Here is a 21,883-nt window from a genome sequence, read left to right on the forward strand (position 1 = left end):
CAGCGCCCGCCACGGGCGGCGCCATGCTCTCGTCGACAGAAGTGGGACAAAGCATCCTCGGTTCACAGCACCGCGAGGACGAAGGTCAGCAGCGCCAGGGACAGGGAGGCACTGCCCGCGAAGGCCACGGCACCGCGCAACAGGGCGGTGGCATAGGTAGCTCCGTCGATGCGAGCGAGCAGACCGGCCGCTGCTCCTACGAGCGTGCAGAAGAGACCGACGATGGCCAGAAGCAGCGCCAGGAGGATCAGGTGAATGGATGAGGTGTTCATGCCTTCTTCCCAGGACAACCGACGACGGGGACTTCGGCGAATTTCGCGGTTCTGGTGTTCACCGGGGTTCAGGACGAACAAAGATGAACGAAGACGGTCGCCTGGGAGACGGAGAAGCAGGACATGGGGGACGTGTACGAGGATCCGCTGGCGGAACTCGCGCTACGGCTGCGTACCCTCAGGGCGCAGCGGGGCCTGCAGATGGGTGGGTTGCAGCAGCGGACCGGGCTGGGGCGGACAACGGTCAGCCAGGCGCTGAACGGCCAAGTGGTGCCCTCCGAGGCCACGCTGGTGGCCCTGGCGAAGGCGCTGGGCACGGATGTGGAGCCATTGCTGGCCTTACGCCACGCCGGCGCCCGCGTACCGCAGGTGCACCAGGGCTATCCGAGGAGAGTCACCCGCAGGTCGGTGCGGCCCAGAGTGCAGCCTTCGTTCGAGGAGCGGTACCTCAGCTACGTGACGGAACGGCATTCCCAACTGACCGTCGTAGGGCTGGACCTGAGCCGGCCGGAACGTGCGCGCTGGCCGCTGGATGCGGCGTACTTGAGCTTGGAACTGGCGGAGCGGCCGGAAGACTGGCCTGCAGGCAGCGAGGAATCGGACCGGCCATCCGTCGTGGTGAAGCGTGCCGAGCACGCGTTGGCCAGCTGCCGACGCGTTCTTCTGCGAGGGCTCGCCGGCAGCGGAAAGACAACACTGCTGCAGTGGCTGGCTGTCGCCACGGCGCGCGATGAACTGCCGGAGGAACTTGCGGACTGGCGGGGACGGATTCCGTTCATCCTGCCGCTGCGGACGCTGGTGAGGCGTGGACCCCTTCCGGAGCCACACGATTTCCTGTCTGCGGTCAGCACCCCTCTGGCCGCCTCACAACCTGAAGGCTGGGCCGATGCCGTACTCGCCAGGGGGGAGGCACTCGTCCTGGTTGACGGCATCGACGAGGTTCCTCAGGAGCACCGGAGCGCCACGCGGGACTGGCTCGAGCGGCTCTTGGCGGCCTACAGGGACGCACGGTTCGTGGTCACCACGCGTCCGTCCGCTGTACCAGAAGGCTGGCTGACTTCGTCGCACTTCACCGAACTGTCAGTACGGCCCATGAGTGCCGCCGACATTGGAGTCTTCGTTCACCGGTGGCACACCGCAGCCCGACACAATGCGGCAACCGACGCCGAACGCTCACAACTGCATGATCTCGAAGCAACGCTCCAGGTCACAGTGCGTGCTCAGCGTGACCTAGCGCAGTTGTCCAGCACTCCCCTGATGTGTGCATTGATCTGCGCTCTGCACCGGGACCGCCGCGGTCATCTGCCTCACAGCCGCATGGAGTTGTATGAGGCAGCACTGTCGATGCTGCTGGTGCGCCGCGACCTGGAGCGCAGCATCGATGTCCCGGAAGGCATTCAGCTCACCGAACACCAGAGCGTCCAGCTACTGCAGCGTCTGGCCTACTGGCTCATCCGCAACCGCCAGACCGAGATGGAACGGGCCACGGCGATGGCCCTGGTCGACGACGCGCTGCCGGCCATGCAGGCCGTGGCCGAGCAGGGCACAGCCGACCAGGTCCTGACGCACCTGGTCGGCCGCAGCGGGCTCCTGCGCCAGCCCACCATGGACACCATCGACTTCGTCCACCGGACTTTCCAGGACTACCTCGGAGCCAAAGCCGCCATCGAAGCGCACGACTTTCCGCTGCTGGTCAACAACGCACACGACGACCAGTGGGAGGACGTCCTACGCATGGCCGTCGCCCACGCCCGCCCAGCCGAGAGCACTGATCTACTCCGCCGCCTCGTCGAACGCGGTGATGCCGAGGGCGAACACAGGGGCAGACTCCACCTCCTGGCGGCCGCCAGTCTGCAGTACGCCACCGAAATCGAGCCCGCCACTCGCCACCTGGTCGAAGAGCGTGCGCGTGTCCTGATGCCTCCCCGCTCCTCGGAAGAGGCGACGACACTTGCCGCACTCGGTCCAGGCATCCTGGATCTACTGCCGGGCCCCCAGGGCCTGGAACACGACGAATTAGGCCCCGTCATTGAGACTGCCGCCACCATCGGCGGCGACCATGCTTACGCCTTCCTCAGCCGCTTTGCTCAGTCACTGACGTCTGAGTCAACACCCTACGAGCTCATCGAGGGCTGGAAGAACTTCGATGCTGTCCCATATGCACGCGACATCCTGCTCCCCTTCAGCAACCACCCAAATCTGGTTGTACAAAACGAGGATCAGCGCAACGCCCTGCCCTTGCTCGCACCTATCACAACCGTCACCTTCCGAGAGGCTTTCCCCGCAGAAGAAATAATCGAGCATCTCTCACCCGAACACACCCAAACACTGAATATCTATTCCGGCCAAGCACTAGCAGACTTGAAATTCATCCGCCGACTCCCCGCCTTGAAAGCACTCATTCTATCCGAGTGCAGCCAGCTCACGCACATTGATGACCTTGCAGGGGTGCCACTGTCAGACTTGGGCCTCCTGCAGTTTCCAAGCGGAGCCTCCTTCGACGCTCTGGCTTCACTGTCAGAACTCACGGACCTTGCCCTCTATACCCGCCTACCGTGGAGCAGCCTGGAAGATCTGCCCGCACCGCTGGACTTGAATGCATTGCGCCTGGCTCGCTGGATCGACACGCCCCTGCGGGGCATCTCCAAGTGGCAATTCCTGAAAACATTGGTGATCAACGCGGGACCGAACCCTGCAGAGTGGCGAGAAATCTCCTCGCTATCACACCTGACGGATCTCTATATCTCTGAGTATGATCTCGCGCAAGCCAGCCCCATGCCCAACGTGACATATCTACAGTTGTCACCCCTCGATGCAGATGCGCAATTGCAACTGGTCCCTGACATATTTCCCAACCTGAAGAGACTTTCCGTCAACTGTCGCGCATCGCTACCTGACATCACCGACATCACTCCCCTTAAGCGGATCGAAGGACTGCAAGTATCTCTCCACCACGCGGACAGCATCGTCGGCCTGGAGGAATTTAACCCAGATACTGTCCGCCTGTATCCACGACCCCGTATAGCGGGTACTTGATTTCCGCTCGGCTCAGATATGCGCGAACAAATTCATACCTGCCCCGCGAGGACCCGTCAGACTGCGTGGCCTCTGCTCGCCGCTCTCTGTCAGGCGCACTCTCCGCACGACCAGAACAAACATCCCTCACGCTCTCCCCACCTCTAGATAATGGACATCACCGGCGACCGCGGAGTGGAGGCCGTCTGCTTCGCCGACACCCGCGGCTCCCAGGTCGAGATCGTGCAGAACATCGGCCGCGCACTCCGGCTCAACAAGGACGGCAGCACGAAGGTCGCGCGGATCATCGTGCCGGTCTTCCTCGAGCCCGGCGAGGACCCGACCGACATGGTCGCCTCCGCCAGCTTCCGCCCCCTCGTAGCCGTCCTCCAGGGCCTCCGCAGCCACGACGAACGCCTCGTCGAGCAGCTCGCCTCCCGCGCCCTCACCAGCGGACAGCGCAAGGTCCACATCCGGCGCGACGAGGACGGGCGGATCATCGGGGCCAGCGGCGAGGGTGACGGCGAAGACCAAGAACAGGACGACACCCAGGCCGCTGCCGAAGCGGCGCTGCTGCACTTCTCCTCTCCCAGGGACGCGGCGACCATCGCGGCGTTCCTGCGCACCCGGCTACCGGCCCGAGTCCCTGGTATGGCTGGAGGGCTACCAAGCCCTCCTCCGCTGGCGAGCAGAGAACCACATCACCGGCCTCTACGCCGTCCCCTACGACACCGAGACAACGGTCGGCGTCACCAAAGACTTCCCCCTCGGCAGGTGGGTCCACCAGCAGCGCAAAGCCCTGCGCGCCGGAGAACTGGAAGAACGGCGCAAGACCCTGCTCGACGCACCGGAAGCCGGCATGGTGTGGGAACCCGGCGAGGAAGCCTGGGAGAACAAGCTCGCCGCGCTCCGCTCCTACCGCCGGGCCACCGGACACCTCGCCCCGCGGCAGGACGCGATGTGGGGCGTAGACGAGGCGATAGTCCCGGTCGGCCAGCACATGGCGAACCTGCGCAGGAAGGGCGGTCTCGGAAAGGACCCGGAGCGGGCTCGCGTGCGGGCGCAGCAGTTGGCCGCGATCGACCTCGACTGGAACTGCCCATGGCCGCTGGACTGGCAACGGCACTACCGCGTGCTCGCCGACCTCGTCGACGCCGACGGAGCCGACGTCCTCGCCGAAATCCAGCCCGGCGTCACCTTCGACGGCGACGACCTCGGCAAATGGCTCCAGCGGCAAAAACAGCCGAGCACCTGGGCACAGCTGACCACCGAACAGCAGGAGCGGCTGACCAGACTGGGCGTACAGCCCACCCAGGCGCCGGCACCCACCCCGACAGCAACGCGTGCGACGAAGGGCCCAAGCAAGGCGCAGCAGGCATTCCAACGCGGCCTCACCGCCCTCGCCCAATGGGTAGAGAGGGAAGGTGCGGACCGACCGGTACCACGCGGGCACATTGAACGGATCACCGAGGACGGACAGGTCATCGAGCACAAGCTCGGCGTATGGATTTCGAACACCAAATCGAGAAGGGACCGGCTGGCCCCCGACCAACGGGCGGCGCTGTGGCAGCTCGGCGTTGAGTGGGCATGAAGTGGGCGTAGCGCTGGTCGGGCAGTACCGCGGACTGCGAATGCCAGTTACCAGGGTCGGTGGAGTTGGGTGCGTTCGGCGGAGAGCTGGTGGAGGAGGCCGACGTCGCTGACAGGCGGGGGCCGGCCAAGCCGCTGACTTGGGGGGCGTCGGCGTATTTTCCTCCCACCGCTTCCGGCACGTTCCCGTACTGGCCGATCAAGGCGACTAGCGCTCGTGCTGGGGCGGGCTCGGTGTGGAAGTTGCTGTAGCCGTGGTGGGCGGCCAGGAGGTCATCGAGTGCGGTGTCGATCTCGGCTTCCCGCTCGCGTTCGGGTAGGTAGGCGGCGCCGTCGACGAGGTTCAGTAGTTCTTTTGCGGCGCGGGCCTGGAGTGTGTCGGCGCTGGCGCGGAAGCGGCTGTCTCGCACGCCGAATCGCTGTCGGGCTTCCTCGGTGGGCGCTGTCGGCTCAACGCATGCAGCTTTGCGCGGTAGAACAGCAGAACGGTGTGCAGGAACGCTCCTGTAATTGCTTGGCACAGTCTTCCGGTGAGGGCGACGGTGAGCATCATGCGTTTCCGGTTCAAGGTCCACCTTCAGGGTGCGGGGCTATCTGAGGCCCACCGCATAGGGAGAGAGCGATCGGCTTTTCGGGGCGGGGGCGGTCGTTCTGCTGTCACGGAAGGCGGGCGGTCGCCATCTGCGGGAGATCAACTGCGAGGCGCGGGGGAGCCGAGTCGGTCAGGGGCAGTCGGTAGTGGGTGCAGGATGCCGGCAGGCGTACCCCTGCTAGGCGTAGTTGGGTGATGCGGGCGTGGAAGGCCGCGCCGCGCTGGAGGTGGTCGGCGATGGTGGTGACGTGTCGCTGTGTGGGGTCGGCGAGGGTACTGCCTGCTGTCCAGGTGTTGAAGGCGCCCATGGCCGGTCCGCACCAGATCTGCCAGTCGTTGCGCCGGTCGTGCTCGCCGGTGGTGGCCCAGCGGGAGGCCATGGCCAGGTACCAGCGGAAGACCATCGCCATACGGTGTTTGGGGTCCCTCTTCGCGCGCTGGAGCCAGTCCGGGTGGTGGTGGGAAAGATGCTGGGCGGTGTCTTTCCAGACCGTCTCCATTGGTCGGCGCAGGATCCGGGTTTCCAGCATCCGGCGCTCCTCCGGAGGCAGGGCCTCCAGGCTGTCGTGGTCACGGTAGAGGCGGTACAGGCGAGCAGCATGTCCGGCAAAGAGGGAGCCGCGGCCCAGTACCTGGACGGTGACGCCCTGCTCGAACAGGTCCGCCGCCGGGGCCATGGTGCAGTCGGCCAGCCCGGCCTCGGCCAGCAGCTCCTTGACGCCAGAGGAAGTCCCGGCCTCCACAGCTGACTGGTTGATTGAACCGGTGACGACGTAGGAGGCGCCGAGGGTGAGGGCGGCGATGACGGCCTCGGGGGTGCCGATGCCGCCGGCGGCTCCGATGCGTGCGGGCATGGGGTGTGGCGACTTTCGGGCGAGGCGGTCCCGCAGTTTGATCACGGCGGGCAGCAGCACGGCCAGAGGCCGACGGTCGGTGTGCCCGCCGGAGTCCGCCTCCAGTGTGATGTCGTCGGCCATCGGCACCGTACGGGCCAGTTCACCTTGTACCGCGGTGACTAGGCCGCGGGCCACGAGGTCGGCCACAAGGGCTTCGGGGGCCGGGCGCAGAAAGAGCTCGGCGGTCTCCGTGCGGGAGACCTTGGCGACGACCCGGTTCTCGATCCGCGGCCCGGCACCTGGCGGGCCTGGGCGCAGGCCAGCCACGCGGTAGCGCACCAGGTCAGGGGTGAGCTGAACGAAGGCGGATGCCTCAACACAGCGCACCTTGTGGCGCAGGCACGCCTCTACGCACTGCCGTTCCTGCGCGGGCGCCATCGGACTGTGGATGAGGTTGCATGCGTACGGCACGCCGGCGGCACCCAGCGTGCGCTCCAGCTCGCCCAACGCCTCGTCGATGCGGGCCGGCGGAAGCCCCGCGGCGCCGAAGGAGGCCAGGTACCCGGCCCGGGCCAGCGCGGTGACCAGTCCCGTCGATGAGATGCCGCCGGCCATCGCCCCGGCCATGTAGGCGTACCGAATGCCGTGATGGCGGCGGAATGCCGCGCTACCGAGGCCGTCGGGGGGCTGCGGCGCGGCGTATGCGAGGAGAGTGACGCCGCTTCCCGGTGCGGGGGCGTGGTGGGTTGTGCCCACCCGGCCGCCCCTGTTGACGATGTAACAGGGCCGGTCCAGATCGGCCAGCACCTCGTACACGCCGTCCGGGTCGTGCCGCACCGCTGCCCCGGTCATCGGCCCCCCTCCGGGACGAACGAGGGCCGGACGGACTGTACGGCAGGCGGCTGGGCGGGCCGGACATCGATCGCGATGTTGTCCACCTGGTAGATGCGCAGGTCATCGCGCCAGACGCTGCCGTCGGCGAGGATCAGCACGCGCTGCCCGTCCTGCCTGACGTCGCGGATGTGCACCTCTCCGCGCACCCGCTGGTGTTCGCGGAGGATCTGCCCGCGGTAGGACCAGAGCAGCTCCTCGCCGACGGCGATGGAGAAGCGGGGATCCGGCACGTGATCCAGCAGTCCGGTGTGCAGTGCGTAGGCACTCGCGGCCTGGTAAAGCATCTGCACACCGGCCGACCCCGGCATCACGGGGTCGTGGAGGAAGTGGTGCTCGAAGAACCAGTCGTCGTTCCGTACCGGCTTGCTGCACAGCAGGTACCCGGCACCGTGCTCGCCCCCGCCGGGGACGATCGTCACCTCCTCCAGCAAGGCCAGACGGCCGCTGCCCAGCCGAGTGTCCTCGCTCAGATCGAGGCGACGCACGTCGGGTGGTGTCGGGTTCTGGCGGTCCAGCCAGGGCGGTACGTACTTGCCGCCGTCGAGTCCCTGCTGCTGGGCCATCAGTGCCGACGTGAAAAAGCCGTGCACGGCCTCGCCCGTGTAGAAGGGGCTGCCGCCGGTGTGCAGTTCGATGTCGTAACGGTGCAGGATTCCACCGGGCAAAGGGGTGTGCGAGCGCAGCGTGACGTGCTGTTCGACGGTGGTGGCAGGCAGTTCAGTCTGACGTAGCAGTCGGAACCGTCCCTCCAGGTTGCGGCAGTAAAGGTTTTGATCGGGATATTCGCCCTTCACGCCTGACAGGCCGCTGAGAAGGCCAGCTGGCTGCAATGCCACTTCCATCAAAGCCAGTTGTGGCACGCAGCCGTTGTTCTCACGGATGAACCAGGGGTCTTCGGGTACGTCATATTCGCCGACTCCACTGGCCCCGATCCGGTACTCATTCGGGGTGAGGTCGCCTCGTGCCGCACGGTCCATCATGCGCAGGTCACCTCGCGGCAGGCGTGGGCGGACCTGTGCGGTGGCCTGCTTGCCAGGAGTCAGGTCGAGTTTCGACGGGTTCCCTTCGGCCATCATCGCAGTGTCCAGTTCGTCGACCAGCGCTTGTTCCCGCGGGGCACACATGCGGATGCGCTGTCGGGGGGCGATGGTCTCCGGGTCCGCTTGCAGAGCGACACCCAAGTCGCGGAGGCGCGCCACGGGGCGACCGTCAGCGGTGATCAGGCAGTCGGCGATCAGATGTGGTTGCGGGAACAGTCCCGCTTCGCACACGCTCACGTCCAGATGCAGGGGGGCCTCGCGCAGTGTTGCCGCATGGAGTACTTCTACGAGGGCCGGGTGGCCGGGCAATGGTACGGCGCGGGCGCCGCGAACGCAGAGGTGGAAGCCTTGATGGAAGGCGTAGACCCGGAGGGCTTCCAGCACCGCTGCAATGAGCTCCGGCCACGCTTGCTCGCGGCCTTCCGTGGCGGAGGAGTGTGAAGCGGACAGGTACGCGGTTCCGCACAGCCGTCCCCGTGTGTACTGGCCGCCGCGTGGGTCGATGACGGTAACGTCGTCCAGCAGTCTGGCAGGCCAGCGGGCAGGCAGTGCCGACGACGGGAGATCGTCCTGTCGGAATCCGGAACCGAAGACCGCGGCGAAGCCGCCTCCTCCCAGAACCTCCAGGTCGGTGGCGGTGAGCGCGTGCACGCTCGTGCGGGCCAGCGGGCGGGGATCGGGCGGGAAGCGGAGTACCGCACGCTGCGGCCATTGCTCGGCATACCCGGCCTGGTGGAGAGTCAGCTCGGCAAGCGTGTGTTCGCCGTCACTCACCCGCCATGTAGCGCCGAAGGTGTCGGTGTGTAGCGGGACAGGCTCGGGCTGCGCTTCGCCGTGCCACGTCAGGGTGATCACAGTGGAATCTTCAGGGGGCACGTTCGTTGCGCGCATTGCGGCGGTTGCGCTGCGCAGGACCACAAGGGGGCTGTCTGTGGGCGGTCCCTCGGGCATCCATGCGCGGGGAACTGTGCTGGGAGCAGCACCCTGTACGGCCGGTCGCGGTGGATCGGGCCTTGAGGTGCGAGCGAGCTGCCACGCGGCGATCGTCTGGTGTGCATCGAGTACTGCCGAGTGTGCCTGCTGGACGCGCTCGGCCAACCTCCGGCCCACTGCCGTGGCGTCGGGTGAACCGGTAGGCACGGGCCTGGGAACGGGTCCGGGAACGGTCGGCGACACCGCGAGGGGTACGCCCTCGAAGGCGAGTTCTTCCACGATCGTCTCCTCGCTCATCCCTGGATGGAATCGACCACGTTGGCCTGGCCGGCGATGCCGTTGGCGAGATAGGTCGGGCTGATCCAGAGCATGTGCACGCCGGTCCAGCGCTGGTGAATGCGTCCCTCGGGTGAGGAGGCGGTAAGCGTGCACCGGGTGAAGAACGGCGTGGCGACGTCGTCGTCCTGCACATCGACAGTGATGACGAACTCACCGTCGTCGGGCAGCGGAGAAAACAGTTCCAGACGCTCGATGCTCACCGGAAGGGGGATGTCGCGGGTCTCGGTGCGCTTCAACAGTGCCAGCAAGGCGACCTGCAGGAGCAGGTCTGCCAGGGCCGGGCTGTACAGCTGTCCCGCGTAGGCGCCGTTGGCCAGCCCGGGGTCGGGCATGCGTGCGGCGATGACCAGCCGGTTGTCCTGGTCCTGCAGGACGTTTCGCAGGCCGGCCAGGGAGGGTCCGTGGAACAGCCTGCCGTCGGTGTAGCCGGGATGCAGCGCCTCGTCGAGTGTGTATGGGGGCGGCGGTACGTCCGTCCGTGGCGCTTCGGGGGCTTGCTCCGCCTGCCGGAAGCAGCCTTCGAAGCGCTGCTTCTGTCGTTGCCCGGTGTCGTGGACGATCAACCGCACCGACCCGGTGCCGGGCGTACCGCCCGTGGTGGGCTCAGGGGCCAGCCGGACGCGGAAGCGCTCCTCGTGGCCGCCGGGGAATGTGATGCCGTGCGTGATGCGGAAGTCGCGGGCTTCGACCACGGGGCGGCCGCCTCCATGGGCACGTTCGATGGTGTGCAGGGCCCAGCCGATGGCGGCTGTCATCGGCAGGGTCGGGGCGTGCTCGAAGAAGCAGTGGTCCCGGAGGACCGGCTCATCTTCCAGCCCGGTCAGCATGCGGTGCGCGGTGAGTCCCTGGTCCGGCAGTCGTTCGATGCGGTGGTACAGCGGTGCGGTCGGGCCGATGACGGCAACGGCCGACCCGCCCCCGTCCCGGTTAGCCAGCTCTGTGAGGAGGTGGGCGCAGCCTTCCTCGCGGGAGAGCACCGGTACACCGGCGTCCGTGAACACCTGCTGCACAGCGGCGGCCATTCCGCCGCTCCAGGGGCCCCAGGCGATGGGCATGACGCGGCAGTCGGGGTGTGCTGCCTGGAAGGCGCAGCCGAAGCGGTTCAGGCTCTCGTTGGCCAGTGCGTAGTCGGTTTGCCGCACATTGCCCCAGATGCCCGCCACGGAGGAGAAGAGCAGCAGGTGGCGGAGCCGGTCAGGGTGCAGCGCGTTGAGTACGTTGGACAACCCTGCCAGTTTGGTGTCCACCACCGCGGCAATCGATTCCGGTGTCGCCTCGTTCAGCGACCGGTCCCGGAGGATGCCCGCGCCGTGCAGGACGCCGGTGATGCAGTCGGCGTACGGAGCCAGGGCGGTGGCCACCGCCGCCGCGTCCCGTACGTCGGCCGACAGGTATTCGGCCTGAGCACCGTGGGCGCGCAACGCCTCCAGAGTGGAGCGGATGCCGCGCTGATGGACCAGCTGCCGGGTGCGCTTTTCGATGCGCGACCGTGCCGCCTCCGCAGTGGGGTCCTCACCTGCTTCTCCGGCCTGGTCCTCCAGGGCCCGGCGCAGGGCTTCCTCGCTGTCCAGGTGGGCGGCCCAGGCGGGTTCGTCCTCCAGCGGAGTACGCCCGAGGAGAAGGTAGCGGCACGGATAGGTGCGTGCCAGCTCCTCCACGCACCACGCGGTGATGCCCGCCGCGCCACCGGTGACGACAACCACGTCCTGCTCGGTGAGCTCCGCGGGCTGACGGGGAGCGGGAAGCAGGGACGAGGGAGTCGCGGAGAGGTGGGGAGTGCGGCGGACGGTGCCGTGCAGTGCGACTTCGCGTACATCGGTGGCGAGGTCGGCGATCTCCGTGGTGAAGGCGTCGGCGACCTCCTGGTCGGGCATCTCTGGGGCGAAGTCGAGGGCCCGGCAGAACACGGTGGTGGCTTCCAGGGCGAAGCTCTTGACCAGCCCGCCCAGTCCGCCGGCGAGCGCCGCGGTGGTGTCACCGCCCGCACCCGCGTAGCCCAAGGCCCCGTCGAGCTGGGTGACCGCCACCAGCCCTGCCCGCGTACCGGCTTGGGCCGCGTCCTCCAGGGCGGGGCGAACATGCTTGGCCATCAGTACGGCGTGCCGCAGCCGCTCGACGGCCCGGTTCGCGTCGCCCGGTGCGGAACGGCTGACGGGCAGGACACACAGGTCGATGCGTGGGCTGTTGGCCTGGATGCCGCGTAGGCACGCGTCGAGCGTCTCCTCCTCCCAGTCTTCAAGGCACCACAGGCCCGGTTCCTGCTCGCCGTTGTCAGCGGCCTGGTCCTCCTGATCGCTGGGGCCACCGGCGGGCAGGAGGACTCGGCAGGTCTGCCAGCCCTGGGAGGCCAGGGACTGGGACAGTACGGTCGCCAGTTCGCCCCCGTCGTCGATGATCAGGGCGTGGGGCTTTTCGCCGTAGGCCGCGGTGCAGGCATCGATGGCGGGCAGTTCTCGTAGCCCGACATAGACGTGGCCGGCGTGCGCGTCCTGGCGGCCGGGCTGCAATTGGGGCTTGGCGGGGCCGGTGATGACGTCCTCGAGCAGCTTGGTCAGCTCGCGGACTGTCTTGGCTTCGCTGAAGCGGTACATCTCGCTGCGGCCGATCACGGGGTAGCGGCGCCACATCTCCGCGCCGATCTCCACCTGCTTCAGCGAGTCGATGCCCAGGTCCTCCTGGATGTACATGTCGGGCTCGATCATGTCGATGTCGTAGCCCGTCTTCTCGGCGACCACGGCGCGGAAGACCCGTTCCAGTTCGTCGGGGTCCACGGCACCCACGTCCATCGTGGCCTGCGGTTCTGTCGCGCCGCCGGTGGCCCATAGTTCCGCCAGCGCCGATGTGCCGACAGGCGGGGCTGGCTGATCGTTGTTCTCGGTGGGAGGCGCGGCCGGCGCGTGGCCGGCCTGGTGCGGGATGACGGGCAGCCGGCCGTCCTGGTCAGCGGGCGTGTCGCCGTCGAGGGCATCGTAGGGCGGGAGCGGCTGTGCGTCGCCGGGCATCCGGAGCAGGTCGGTGACGACCTGGCCAGCCTTGGTGTGCGCCTCGCCCAGAGCCAAGCTGTGTTCGGTGACGGCATGGACCGCCGCGGCCAGTGAATCCTCCACCCGGCCCCCTGACGTGCCCTCGCGCAGGAGGCCGGTCAGCTGCTCGGCCGTGCGGAGCTGGCCGTCCAGATACCGGGTGTGTGCGGCCAGATGCTCGGCGGCGGCGCGGGTGAGCGGGTCCGCCTCCTGGTCATGGACCGCGGCGGCAGGCGCGGGCAGCAGGCCCGGCTGGGGCGAAAGCAGCTGCTCTTGCCGGGCTTCGGCAGCGGCTTCGGCGAGACGCTTCTCGTAGATCGGGCGGAGCTTCTCCACCGCGAAGAGCGGCCCCTCCAAGGCCCGTGCGACGGTGGACGGCGCGGGGCGCTGTGCGCGGGGCGGCGCGTCATAGCGGTCGATGCCGGAGAGGGGCAGGCCCAGTACGGCCAGGCGCACCGCCGCGTCCTTCAGCGCCGCGCAGCTGTCCTTCCCCGGTCCCGCATCGCAGGAGATCAACTGCCCGTCACGGTCCCCCAGGATCCGCTCCACCAGGCCGGTCAGGGTGCGCCCGGGGCCGAACTCGACGAAGACCCGGATTCCGTCCGCGTACATCGCCTCCACGCCGGCCGCGAAGTCCACGGGCTGCTGCAGCTGCTGCACCAGCGTGCGACGGTTGTGCGCCGCGTCCTGGCCGTAGGCCGCCCCGGTGGTGTTGGCGTGCACCGGAAGGTCCGGGGGCCCGAAATCCACTTCGGCGCAGGCCGCTCCGAATGCCTCGGCCGCGTGCCCCACGTGTGCGGTGTGGAACGCGGCAGCGACCGGCAGTTCCCGTACGGTCAGGTCGCGGTCCGCGCACCACTCCACGAACCGCCGCACTGCCGCAGTGGGCCCGCCGACCGTGTGGTCGTCCGGGGCGTTACGGTTGCACAGCGCCAGGTCCGGGTGCTCGCGCAGCGCTTCGGTCAGGGCGTCGGCCGGCCCGCGTACCGCGGCCATCGCCCCGGGATCGGTGCCTTCTCCGGGCGGCTGCTCCATGGCCTGGCCCCGGGCGCGGGCCAGAGCGGTGAAGGATTCATCGTCCAACACGCCGGCCGCCCACAGCGCGGTCAGCTCACCGAAGCTGTGGCCGAGCAGACCGTGCGGTGCGAATCCCAGCTCCCGGAGGTAGCGGTACTGGCCCATGGACAGGGCGCCGATCGCCGACTGGGCGTAGGAGGTGCGGCGGAGCCGGGCGGAGTGTGCCTGTGGGTCTCCGGTACCCAGTGGGGGGAACACCGCCCGCGCCAGGCTGTCCGCGGAAGGGAAGAGCGCGTTGGCAGTGTCGAAGGCGGCACGGACGGGCGGCAGGCCCATGGCGGCGTGCAGCCCCATCTCCACGTACTGGCTGCCCTGCCCGGCGAACAGCGCCCCCGCCCTGGTATCGGCCGGCAGTCCGGCCCTGCGGTAGTGGACACCGCGCGGGTGGCTCCAGCTCTCCTTCCCCAAATCGCTGCGGAGCTTCTCGACCGCCAAGGCGAGCAGTTCCTCGTACTGCTGCTCGTCGGTGGCCACGAACCCGATACGCGCGGACGCCTCAGGTGCCGGATCGGTGCTGGGTGGGTCCCGCCGTTCCAGCATCTGCTGCAGCTCTTGGGCGTCCGCCGCATGCCACAGACAGGCTCGCGGGGTGCGGTGCAGTGCGTATTCCTGCTGCCCGGCACCGGGCGGGGCCTCTTCCAGGACCGCGTGGTAGTTGACGCCGCCGAAGCCGAAGGCGGACACCCCGGCCCTGCGCACCGGACGGGAGGCATCGCGCACCCACGGGCGAGCCGCGGTGTTCACATAGAGGGCACTGTCCTCGCGCAGCGATTCGGGACTGGGGCTGTCGACGTTGATGGTGGGCGGAAGCACCTTGTGGTGCAGCGCGAGGGTCGTCTTGATCAGCCCGGCCACCCCGGCGGCTGCCTTGGCATGGCCGATCTGCGATTTCACGCTGCCGACCGCCGCGTAATGGTGCTCGTCCGGGGTTGCGAGAAGCGTGTTGAGGGAGGACAGCTCGACCTGGTCCCCCGTCGGAGTGCCGGTGCCGTGTGCTTCGATCAGCTCGACCGACTGCGGCGCACAGTCGGCGTCCTCGTACGCGCGCCGCAGTGCTGTCAGCTGGCCGTTCCCGCAGGGCGCGTAGATGCTCTGGGCGCGTCCGTCACTGGAGCTGCCCAGTCCCCGGAGCACGGCATAGATGCGGTCGCCGTGCTGCGTTGCGTCCTCCAGGCGCTTCAGAGCCAGCATCCCGATGCCCTCACCCACCAGCGTGCCGTCGGCCTCCGCGTCGAAAGGACGGACCTGGCTGGTGAAGGACAGCGCCGGGGTCTTGCTGAAGCACATGAACGACACGATCGAGTTGTCCGCGTCGCACCCGCCGGTCAGCATCAGATCCGCGCGACGGCTGAGCAACTCATCGGCCGCGGAGCGCAGTGCGGTCAGGGAACTGGCGCAGGCCGCGTCCACGGTGTGGTTCGCCGCGCCCAGGTTCAACCGGTTGGCGACCCGCCCGGAGACCACGTTGCCGAGAATGCCGGGGAAGGAATCCTCCGTCCACCCGGGCAGAGCCGCCAGACGCGTCTGCAGAACCTGCCGGGCCTTCTCCTCCGGCACGCCGAGCGCGACCATGGTCTCCGCGACCTGCGGCACCAGAAGGCGGGCCGCCAGCGGGATCAGGGTGGAGTTGGTCCCGCACACCCCCAGCACCACGCCGGTACGAGCCGGGTCGTACCAGTCCCCCCGGCCACATCCGGCATCGTGCAACGTTTCCTTGGCCACCACCAGGCTCAGCAGTTGTACGAGCCCCGTGGAGTCCACGGTGTTCGGCGGCATGCCGAACTCCCGCGGGTCGAAGATCTCCGGGGTGAGAAAACCACCCCGCCGACAGTAGGTCTTGTCCTCGGTGAAGGGATTGGGATCGTAATAGTGCTCGGTACTCCACCAGCTCTCGGGCACCACGTCCGAACAGTCCCGGGCAGCCACAATGTTGTCCCAGAACTCACGGACGTCACTCGCCTTGGGAAATTTGCCGGCCAGTCCCACGATCGCGAGGGGGTCACGGGCCAGGCGGCGATCGATCTCGGAAGACTGTGGACCGGAGCGTGTCTGCACCGAGCACCTCTTTCATCAGCTCACAAGAAGAGGGCACCGGCCCTGGCCAGTCCGGAGCGGCAGCCATAAAGGTGATCGCCCAAATGCCCTGGCCCGGCTTAACGTCGACGCCCGGCACTCAGTCACGACACGTAATAGGTAACTTCCCAGAGCTACTAGCCCCATATATGAACTATTACTAGGCAGCTCTTCGACCTTTGTGTCAATTCCTGCCTCGGCCTCGCGGTGGGCGTCGATCAGGACGTTAACCGGGCAGGCGGCAGTGAGACCGGCTCGGGCCGGGCAGCAGGCCCCAACCCGCTGCCCCGGTGGGGCGTGCCCGTGGTGCACGGCGCGTGAGTCCCGAGCGAGTCCGTCTCTACCGTTCAACCGACAGGTGCAAGACAACAGCTGCCCTGCAGCGGGCGCTGCAGACACGGCCATTCGGGGGTAAGGGCTGAGCGCCATACCAGTGATCACTGAACATGGCCCTCGACAGGCGAAGACGACACGACCTGATCACCCCGCGCGCTACCTGCCGAACCCACAGGTCAGCCCCCCTCCAAGGTCAGGCACTCCACGACTGTCCGCCACTGAGCCGACCCCACAACCGGGCTCGCACCCGCTCGCCAAACTGATCAGCCCAGGCCACAACACCGAACCCTGATCAGAAAAAATGCTGCTGGACACCCAACTCGCCGAACTCGGATTGGACTGGGCAGCGGTGTGACGTCGTCTTGCAGATGGTTCTAGCCCTTGTGGAGCAGAGGCGCGCTGCACTCTCTCACGGTAAGCGAGAGGCCGTGGCCAAGGTGCCCGAAGTCGTGCGAGCGGGCACGGCGTTCTGCTACTAACGGGACCCTGCGCATGGACAAGGCACAGTCAGGATCGGGGTCGTCCAGCATGGCGGACCAGGTGGCAGAGGAGCGGCGGCTGGGGAACCTGCCGCAGGAGACGAGCCGCCTGGTCGGGCGACAGGCTGAGCTGGCGCAGGTGGCTCGGCTGTGCGGGCGGGCGCGGCTGGTGACGGTGACCGGGGTGGGCGGCGTGGGCAAGACCCGGCTGGCCCGGCAGGTGGCGGGCCGGCTGCAGCCGCGGTTCGCGGACGGGGCGTGGCTGGTGGAGTTGTCGCCGCTGCGCCAGGGTGGGCTGCTGCCGCACATCATCGCCGAGGCGCTGCCGCTGGTCGACCAGACTGCCCGTCCGATGATCGATGTACTGGCCGACTATCTGGCGGACCGGGAACTGCTGCTGGTGCTGGACACCTGCGAGCATCTGACCGACACCTGTGCCCTGACCGTCCAGGCGCTGGCGCGGGCCGCGCCGGGCCTGCGCATCCTGGCCACCAGCCGCCGCACCCTGAACGTCCCCGGCGAGGAGGTGCTCACGGTCGAGCCGCTGCCGATCCCGGAGACCGACGATCCCGCGGCAGCGCAGGCGGATGCGGTGGTGCTGCTGGCCGAGCGCGCCGCCGAGCACGCCCCCGGCTTCAAGGCCACCGACGCGGACCGGGCGGAGCTGGTCGCCCTGAGTCGGCGCCTGGACGGCCTGCCGCTGGCCATCGAGCTGGCCGCGGCACGCCTGGGCGAGCTGTCGGTGCGGGAGTTGACGGTGCGGCTGGAAGACCGGTTCGCCGTTCTGGGGGAGACCGACGAGGCAGTGGGCGAGGTCAGGCCGCCCTGGCATCAGGCCCTGCGGACCGCGATCGGCTGGAGCCATCAGCTCTGCAGCCCGGCCGAACGCCTGCTGTGGGCACGCCTTTCGGTATTCGCCGGTTCCTTCGACGCCGAGTCGGCCCGACTGGTGTGCGCGGACGCGTTCCTGGCCACCGAGCGCATCACCGACCTGCTGGCCGCGCTGGTCGACACGTCGATCCTGACCTGGCAGCCCACCGGCGGCGGAGAGCGCTACCGGATGCTGGACACCTTGCGCGAATACGGCACCGGCTGGCTGCGCCGCCTGGGCGAGGAAGAAGCGCTGCGCCACCGGCATCGGGACTACTACCGGACCCTGGCCCACCGGGCGGACGCCGCCTGGATCGGGCCGGAGCAGATCGCCTGGTACGAACGGATCACCGCCGAGCACGCCAACCTCCGCGCCGCCCTCGACTTCTGCCTCACCGAGGGAGACGGACACGCCGCGCTGGATATGGGCGGGGCCTTGTGGTTCTTCTGGTTCGCCTGCGGCTTCGCCCGAGAGGGCCGGCACTACCTTGACCGGGCCTTGGCCCTGGACCCGACCCCCGGGCCGGCTCGCGCCAGCGCGATGTGGGCCTGCGGTCTCGCCGCCATCGCCCAGGGTGACACGGAGACCAGCCTTCACCTGGGCGGCGTCTTTCGGGCGGCCATGGCCGACGAAGCCGACGAGACCCCACCGATCGCCGCCATCTATCTGGAGGGCGGCAGTCTCGCGCTGAGGGGTCAGCTACCGCGGGCGGCCGAGGTACTCGATGCGGTGCTGGATCTCCGGCCCGTCGACACGCGATATCTCGGGGGGTGGCTTGCGGCACTGGCCGCTCAGGCCTTCGTCCACATCCGCCTCGGGCAGTACATCGAGGCCGCCGCCGTCGCCGAGGAAATGCGCGTGGTCTGCGTCCAGCGCGATGAGACCTGGGCCCGTGCCTGGGGCGAGTACACGTGCGCGCTCGCCGCGCTGGGACTGGGGCGGACCGAGGAGGCCGCAGTCCACGCCCGCACCGCCCTCGAGGGCAAACACCGCCTACACGACAGCCTCGGCACCGCCATGGCCGTCGACGTGCTCGCCTCCGTGGCCATCGCCTCCGGGCACGCCGAACGGGCCGCCCGGCTCCTGGGCATCGCCGAACACATCTGGCAGACCCTCGGCATCCCCCAGCTGGGCTCGCCCGACCTCCTCGCCGCCCGCACCGCATGCGAGACCCAGGCCCGCCGCCTCCTCGGAGACGACGCCTACCAGGCCGCCTTCCACGCCGGCTACCACACCGAGCCCGACACCGGCATCACCTACGCCCTCACCACACCGGACACCCCACCAGCCGTACCGCACGGCGTACCCGGCTGAGCACACAGCAGCCCAGGACACAGCGCCACACCCCACTTAAGCGAAGTGGGCGCTGTGACGGTCTAGATATACGGCAGCCAGTTCCGCGAGGGCTGGCCCGCTCTCCTCGTAGGCCAGTGGGGCAAGGTCCGGCGGCGGGACGTACCCGTCGGGCATGCCCGCATACGCGCGGTCCATCAGGCCCCTGTAGGAATCAGTCAGCATCCGGGGCCAGGCCCCGGTCAGTGGAGGGCGCATCTGAGCTTCGGCAGCGAGGGCCGCATGGTGCGCGGCGGCTTCGGCGGCCGCCTCTTTGGTAGTGAGGTCCGCGATCAGCGGGCGGCTGGGAGCGAACGCCGCGAGTGGCCCGGGCAGCGGGGCGGCGGTGCCGGTGGGGGCCAGGAGGGCTTCAGTCACGGTGGTGGCGATGAGGGGGGAAGCGTGGAGGCCGTCGCGGTGGGTGCCCGAGGCCACCCACAGGCCGTCTTTGGGGGTGGGGCCGATGACGGGGTGCCCGTCCAGGGCGATGGGCCGGTTGCCGTGGTGAGTCCGTGTGATGGCGGCGGTGGTCAGGTGGTGGTCGAGCTGGCTGAGGGCGGTGTCGAGGAGGAAACGCAGGGCGCCGGCCGTGGGGTGGGACGTGGGGGTCAGGCAGGGTCGGGCGCTGGCGCCGATGTAGCGGGATCCGTCTGCTTGCGGCACGGTGTGCAGGCCGCAGGCGTAGGCCCGGTTAGGAGTGCGGATCACCGTGGGGAGCGGCTGGTGCCCGGCGGCGGTGAGTGCGGTGCCGGCCGCGGAGAGGACCGGCACGACCGGCAGGTCCGGGTCCAGGGCTTCGAGGAGCGGGGTGGTCCAGGCGCCGGCCGCCACCACCGCGCGCGGGGCCCGGAAGGTGCCGGCGGGGGTGTCGAGGAGGTAGCCGTGGGCGGGCAGGGTGGTGAGGGTGCCGGCTGGTGTGCGGATCACGTTCGGCAGGGTGGCCAGGGCGGCGTCCAGGGTGGCCAGCCAGGCCCGGGCGTCGAGGAAGCCTTCCTCGGGCAGGTACCAGGCGCGCAGGGCACGGTCGTTGTCCAGCGGATGGTAGCCGGGAATGTCTGACGGGCTGGTTTCCTGGCACCCCCGCCCGTGCTCGGCCGCCGCCTGGGCGATCGCGGTGAACGAGGCGTCGTCCAAAGGAGAAGAGACCGCGTTCAAGACGACGAATGTCCCGGTGCCGTACCCGTCCGGCCGCGGGACACCGGTGCCCGTGCCCGCGTGGGCGCGTACTCGCTCCCGCCAGGCCGGCCACGTTCGGGCTGCCGTGACCGCGAGCTCGGTGCGCAGCCGCCCGTGCCGGGTCCGCGCAGTCTGGTCGGTGACCTCACCGAGAGCGCCGAGCATCGCACCCGCGGCAGTCGATGCCGCGACACCGCCGCTCGCGCCGGCCAGCGCCACCCGCACGGCCGGCTCCGCCGAAGCCAGCGCGAACGCGATCGAACGGCCCACCGCCCCAGCACCGACCACGAGCACGTCCACACCCTGCACCGCCACGGCCACTCCTCAACTCATCGGCCCTCCCGCGGTCGCGAAGCTCACCCCGGCTGCCCCGCCATCCATCCACTCCCCCACACCCAAGATCAAGACCACTCCCGGCCACCCTGCAAGAAACAGACGGGAGCCGGCTGAGGTGAGCAGGTCCTCGAATTCGGCGGTGGTGCGTTCCCGTTCCTTGAGGGTCATCAGCATGACCGCGTCCAGGGCGAGGTGCGGGGTCCGTGGTCGGGCAGGATCGCGTCGATCACCAGCAGACGTGCCCGGGTGGCCACGCGGCAGGATCGTGGTCAGGATGCGCAGGCAGTCCTCATCAGTCCAGTCGTGCAGGACGTTGTTGAGCTGATGCAAAGCTCCCAGGCGTAACCGAGCTGCCCTGCCGACGTTCATAAGGATGATCAGTCCTGTGAACTGGAGGAACGCATGCGCGTACGCACTGTCCTGGCGGTAACAGCCTTCACGGCGACGGCGGTTCTCGGAAGCGCCGGCCTGGCATCCGCCGACCAGCGCCCAGCCAAGTGCATCGAGCTGGACGAGACCTACACACTCCCGGTGAACAAGCTCGTCGGCCAGGCAACGGAGTTCGTTTTCGGCAAGGAAGGCAGGGAGGCCTTCGTAGATCAGTTGTTCTGCGTCGGCGCGCCGAAGAACCACCGGGAGGGCTGAGGCCAGCCCACGCCAACGCCCCACAGCGTGGTCAGAAGCGGGGCGTTGGTCAGAGGTTTTTTTACCCGATACGCCCGCGGCCAGCATCCGGTGCGCTGCACCCAGTCCCGTTCGATGTCGGCTCCGGAACAAGCGAGCCACCCCGGCACTCACTCAGCTGCCTCCTGCAGCCGGTCAGGCCGGTGACCGGCGGGGCCTCAGAAGTCGTACGGCTTCTCGGTGCTCCAGTTCAGCACGTCGGCCTCGTTCCAACTGAACTGCGGCTTCTCGCCCTTGACGTCGACAGAGTAGAAGGGGCCCTCGTGACCGTCCGCCCCGCGCAGCGCGAGGGCGAAGGACTGCTCCGTGTGGTGCCCCGAGCCGTAGTCGAAGAGGTTCACCGCGCTGTATGCCTTGCCTCCGGGCTGGAGCGTGAGGTGCTTGGTCCCGCCCGGCTTGTCCTTCTTCGAGTGCGGCAATGCGGCCACGCCGACATCGCCGCCGAGCTTCACGGCCGGGTAGGAGGTGACCCAGCACGGCTTGGCGCCCTCATTCGACGCGGTGACCAGCAGATGGTCGCCCTGCTGCCCGGCGAACCGGTGCACCGCGGTGACCAGCATCTCGTCACCGCGGCACTGCTGGGCTCCGGCTGTCTGACTCTTGCTCGCGGCCTGGTCCGTCCCGCCCGAGGCGGCCGTCAAGCGCACGTCTTCCGTGGTGCTGCCACCGCCGGTTGCCTGCTCCCCGCCACCCTTGACGTCTCCGCCTGAGGCCGACCGGCTCTGCGCGGTACCGGCGGCGCTGTCGCCGCCCGCCGCCTTCGAGCCACCGTCCACGCCGCCGCAGGCGGTCAGGCCCAGCGCCAGCGCGGCAGTGACAGCGGCCAAAGTGGCGCTACGAATCCGGGAAGTACGCATGCTCGAGTTCCCCCTGCGTGTCGTGCGGGAGTGTTCTTCGGCCGCTCCCGCGGTGTGGACACCACTTTTCCCGGAGCCACTGACGTTTCGGAAACGCCTCACTCACGCCCCACAAACACACCATGCGC

The 21,883-nt window shown here is 68.6% G+C and carries 9 protein-coding genes and 1 pseudogene; 3 read left to right on the forward strand and 7 right to left on the reverse strand.

Features of this window, described 5'->3' with window-relative positions; genetic code table 11:
- Nucleotides 1-62: 62 nt before the first annotated feature.
- Nucleotides 63-272, reverse strand: a complete 210-nt coding sequence (locus IG84_RS41345) for a hypothetical protein (RefSeq protein ID WP_031063962.1) — start codon at nt 270-272, stop codon at nt 63-65.
- A gap of 123 nt (nt 273-395) precedes the next feature.
- Here IG84_RS41345 and IG84_RS0130215 point away from each other — a divergent pair, with 123 nt between their 5' ends.
- The gene (locus IG84_RS0130215; protein WP_031063965.1) at nt 396-3,308 is read left to right on the forward strand and encodes an NACHT domain-containing protein; all 2,913 of its coding nucleotides are present in this window, start codon (nt 396-398) and stop codon (nt 3,306-3,308) included.
- A gap of 150 nt (nt 3,309-3,458) precedes the next feature.
- Nucleotides 3,459-4,878: pseudogene (locus IG84_RS38355) on the forward strand (helicase associated domain-containing protein); the annotation flags it as partial.
- Between the two features lie 656 nt (nt 4,879-5,534).
- On the opposite strand, the gene IG84_RS0130225 reads toward IG84_RS38355, so the two are convergent.
- The 3 genes from IG84_RS0130225 to IG84_RS0130235 form a co-directional block, all read right to left on the reverse strand.
- Complete coding sequence (locus IG84_RS0130225; RefSeq protein ID WP_031063968.1) at nt 5,535-7,157, reverse strand: PfaD family polyunsaturated fatty acid/polyketide biosynthesis protein; 1,623 nt, start codon at nt 7,155-7,157, stop codon at nt 5,535-5,537.
- The gene (locus IG84_RS40225) at nt 7,154-9,094 is read right to left on the reverse strand and encodes a hotdog family protein (protein WP_157848982.1); all 1,941 of its coding nucleotides are present in this window, start codon (nt 9,092-9,094) and stop codon (nt 7,154-7,156) included. Before IG84_RS40225 ends, IG84_RS0130225 begins: the two co-directional genes overlap by 4 nt.
- A 371-nt stretch (nt 9,095-9,465) precedes the next feature.
- Nucleotides 9,466-15,666, reverse strand: coding sequence for a type I polyketide synthase (locus tag IG84_RS0130235; protein WP_063761873.1), 6,201 nt, complete (start codon nt 15,664-15,666; stop codon nt 9,466-9,468).
- Between the two features lie 882 nt (nt 15,667-16,548).
- Here IG84_RS0130235 and IG84_RS0130240 point away from each other — a divergent pair.
- Nucleotides 16,549-18,684, forward strand: a complete 2,136-nt coding sequence (locus IG84_RS0130240) for an ATP-binding protein (protein ID WP_051862636.1) — start codon at nt 16,549-16,551, stop codon at nt 18,682-18,684.
- A gap of 36 nt (nt 18,685-18,720) precedes the next feature.
- Here IG84_RS0130240 and IG84_RS0130245 read toward each other — a convergent pair whose 3' ends face one another.
- From IG84_RS0130245 to IG84_RS0130265, 3 genes are all read right to left on the reverse strand, one after another.
- Entirely contained in the window at nt 18,721-20,193 is a 1,473-nt protein-coding gene (locus IG84_RS0130245; protein ID WP_157848983.1) for an NAD(P)/FAD-dependent oxidoreductase, read from the reverse strand.
- 9 nt (nt 20,194-20,202) lie between these two features.
- A complete protein-coding gene (locus IG84_RS42690) occupies nt 20,203-20,847 on the reverse strand; it encodes a methyltransferase (RefSeq protein ID WP_157848984.1) in 645 nt (214 codons plus the stop codon).
- A gap of 209 nt (nt 20,848-21,056) precedes the next feature.
- A complete protein-coding gene (locus IG84_RS0130265; RefSeq protein ID WP_031063994.1) occupies nt 21,057-21,755 on the reverse strand; it encodes a DUF4232 domain-containing protein in 699 nt (232 codons plus the stop codon).
- Nucleotides 21,756-21,883: the final 128 nt, after the last annotated feature.

This window comes from Streptomyces ochraceiscleroticus (genome assembly GCF_000720485.1).
In the GTDB taxonomy this organism is placed as follows: Bacteria; Actinomycetota; Actinomycetes; order Streptomycetales; family Streptomycetaceae; genus Streptomyces; species Streptomyces ochraceiscleroticus.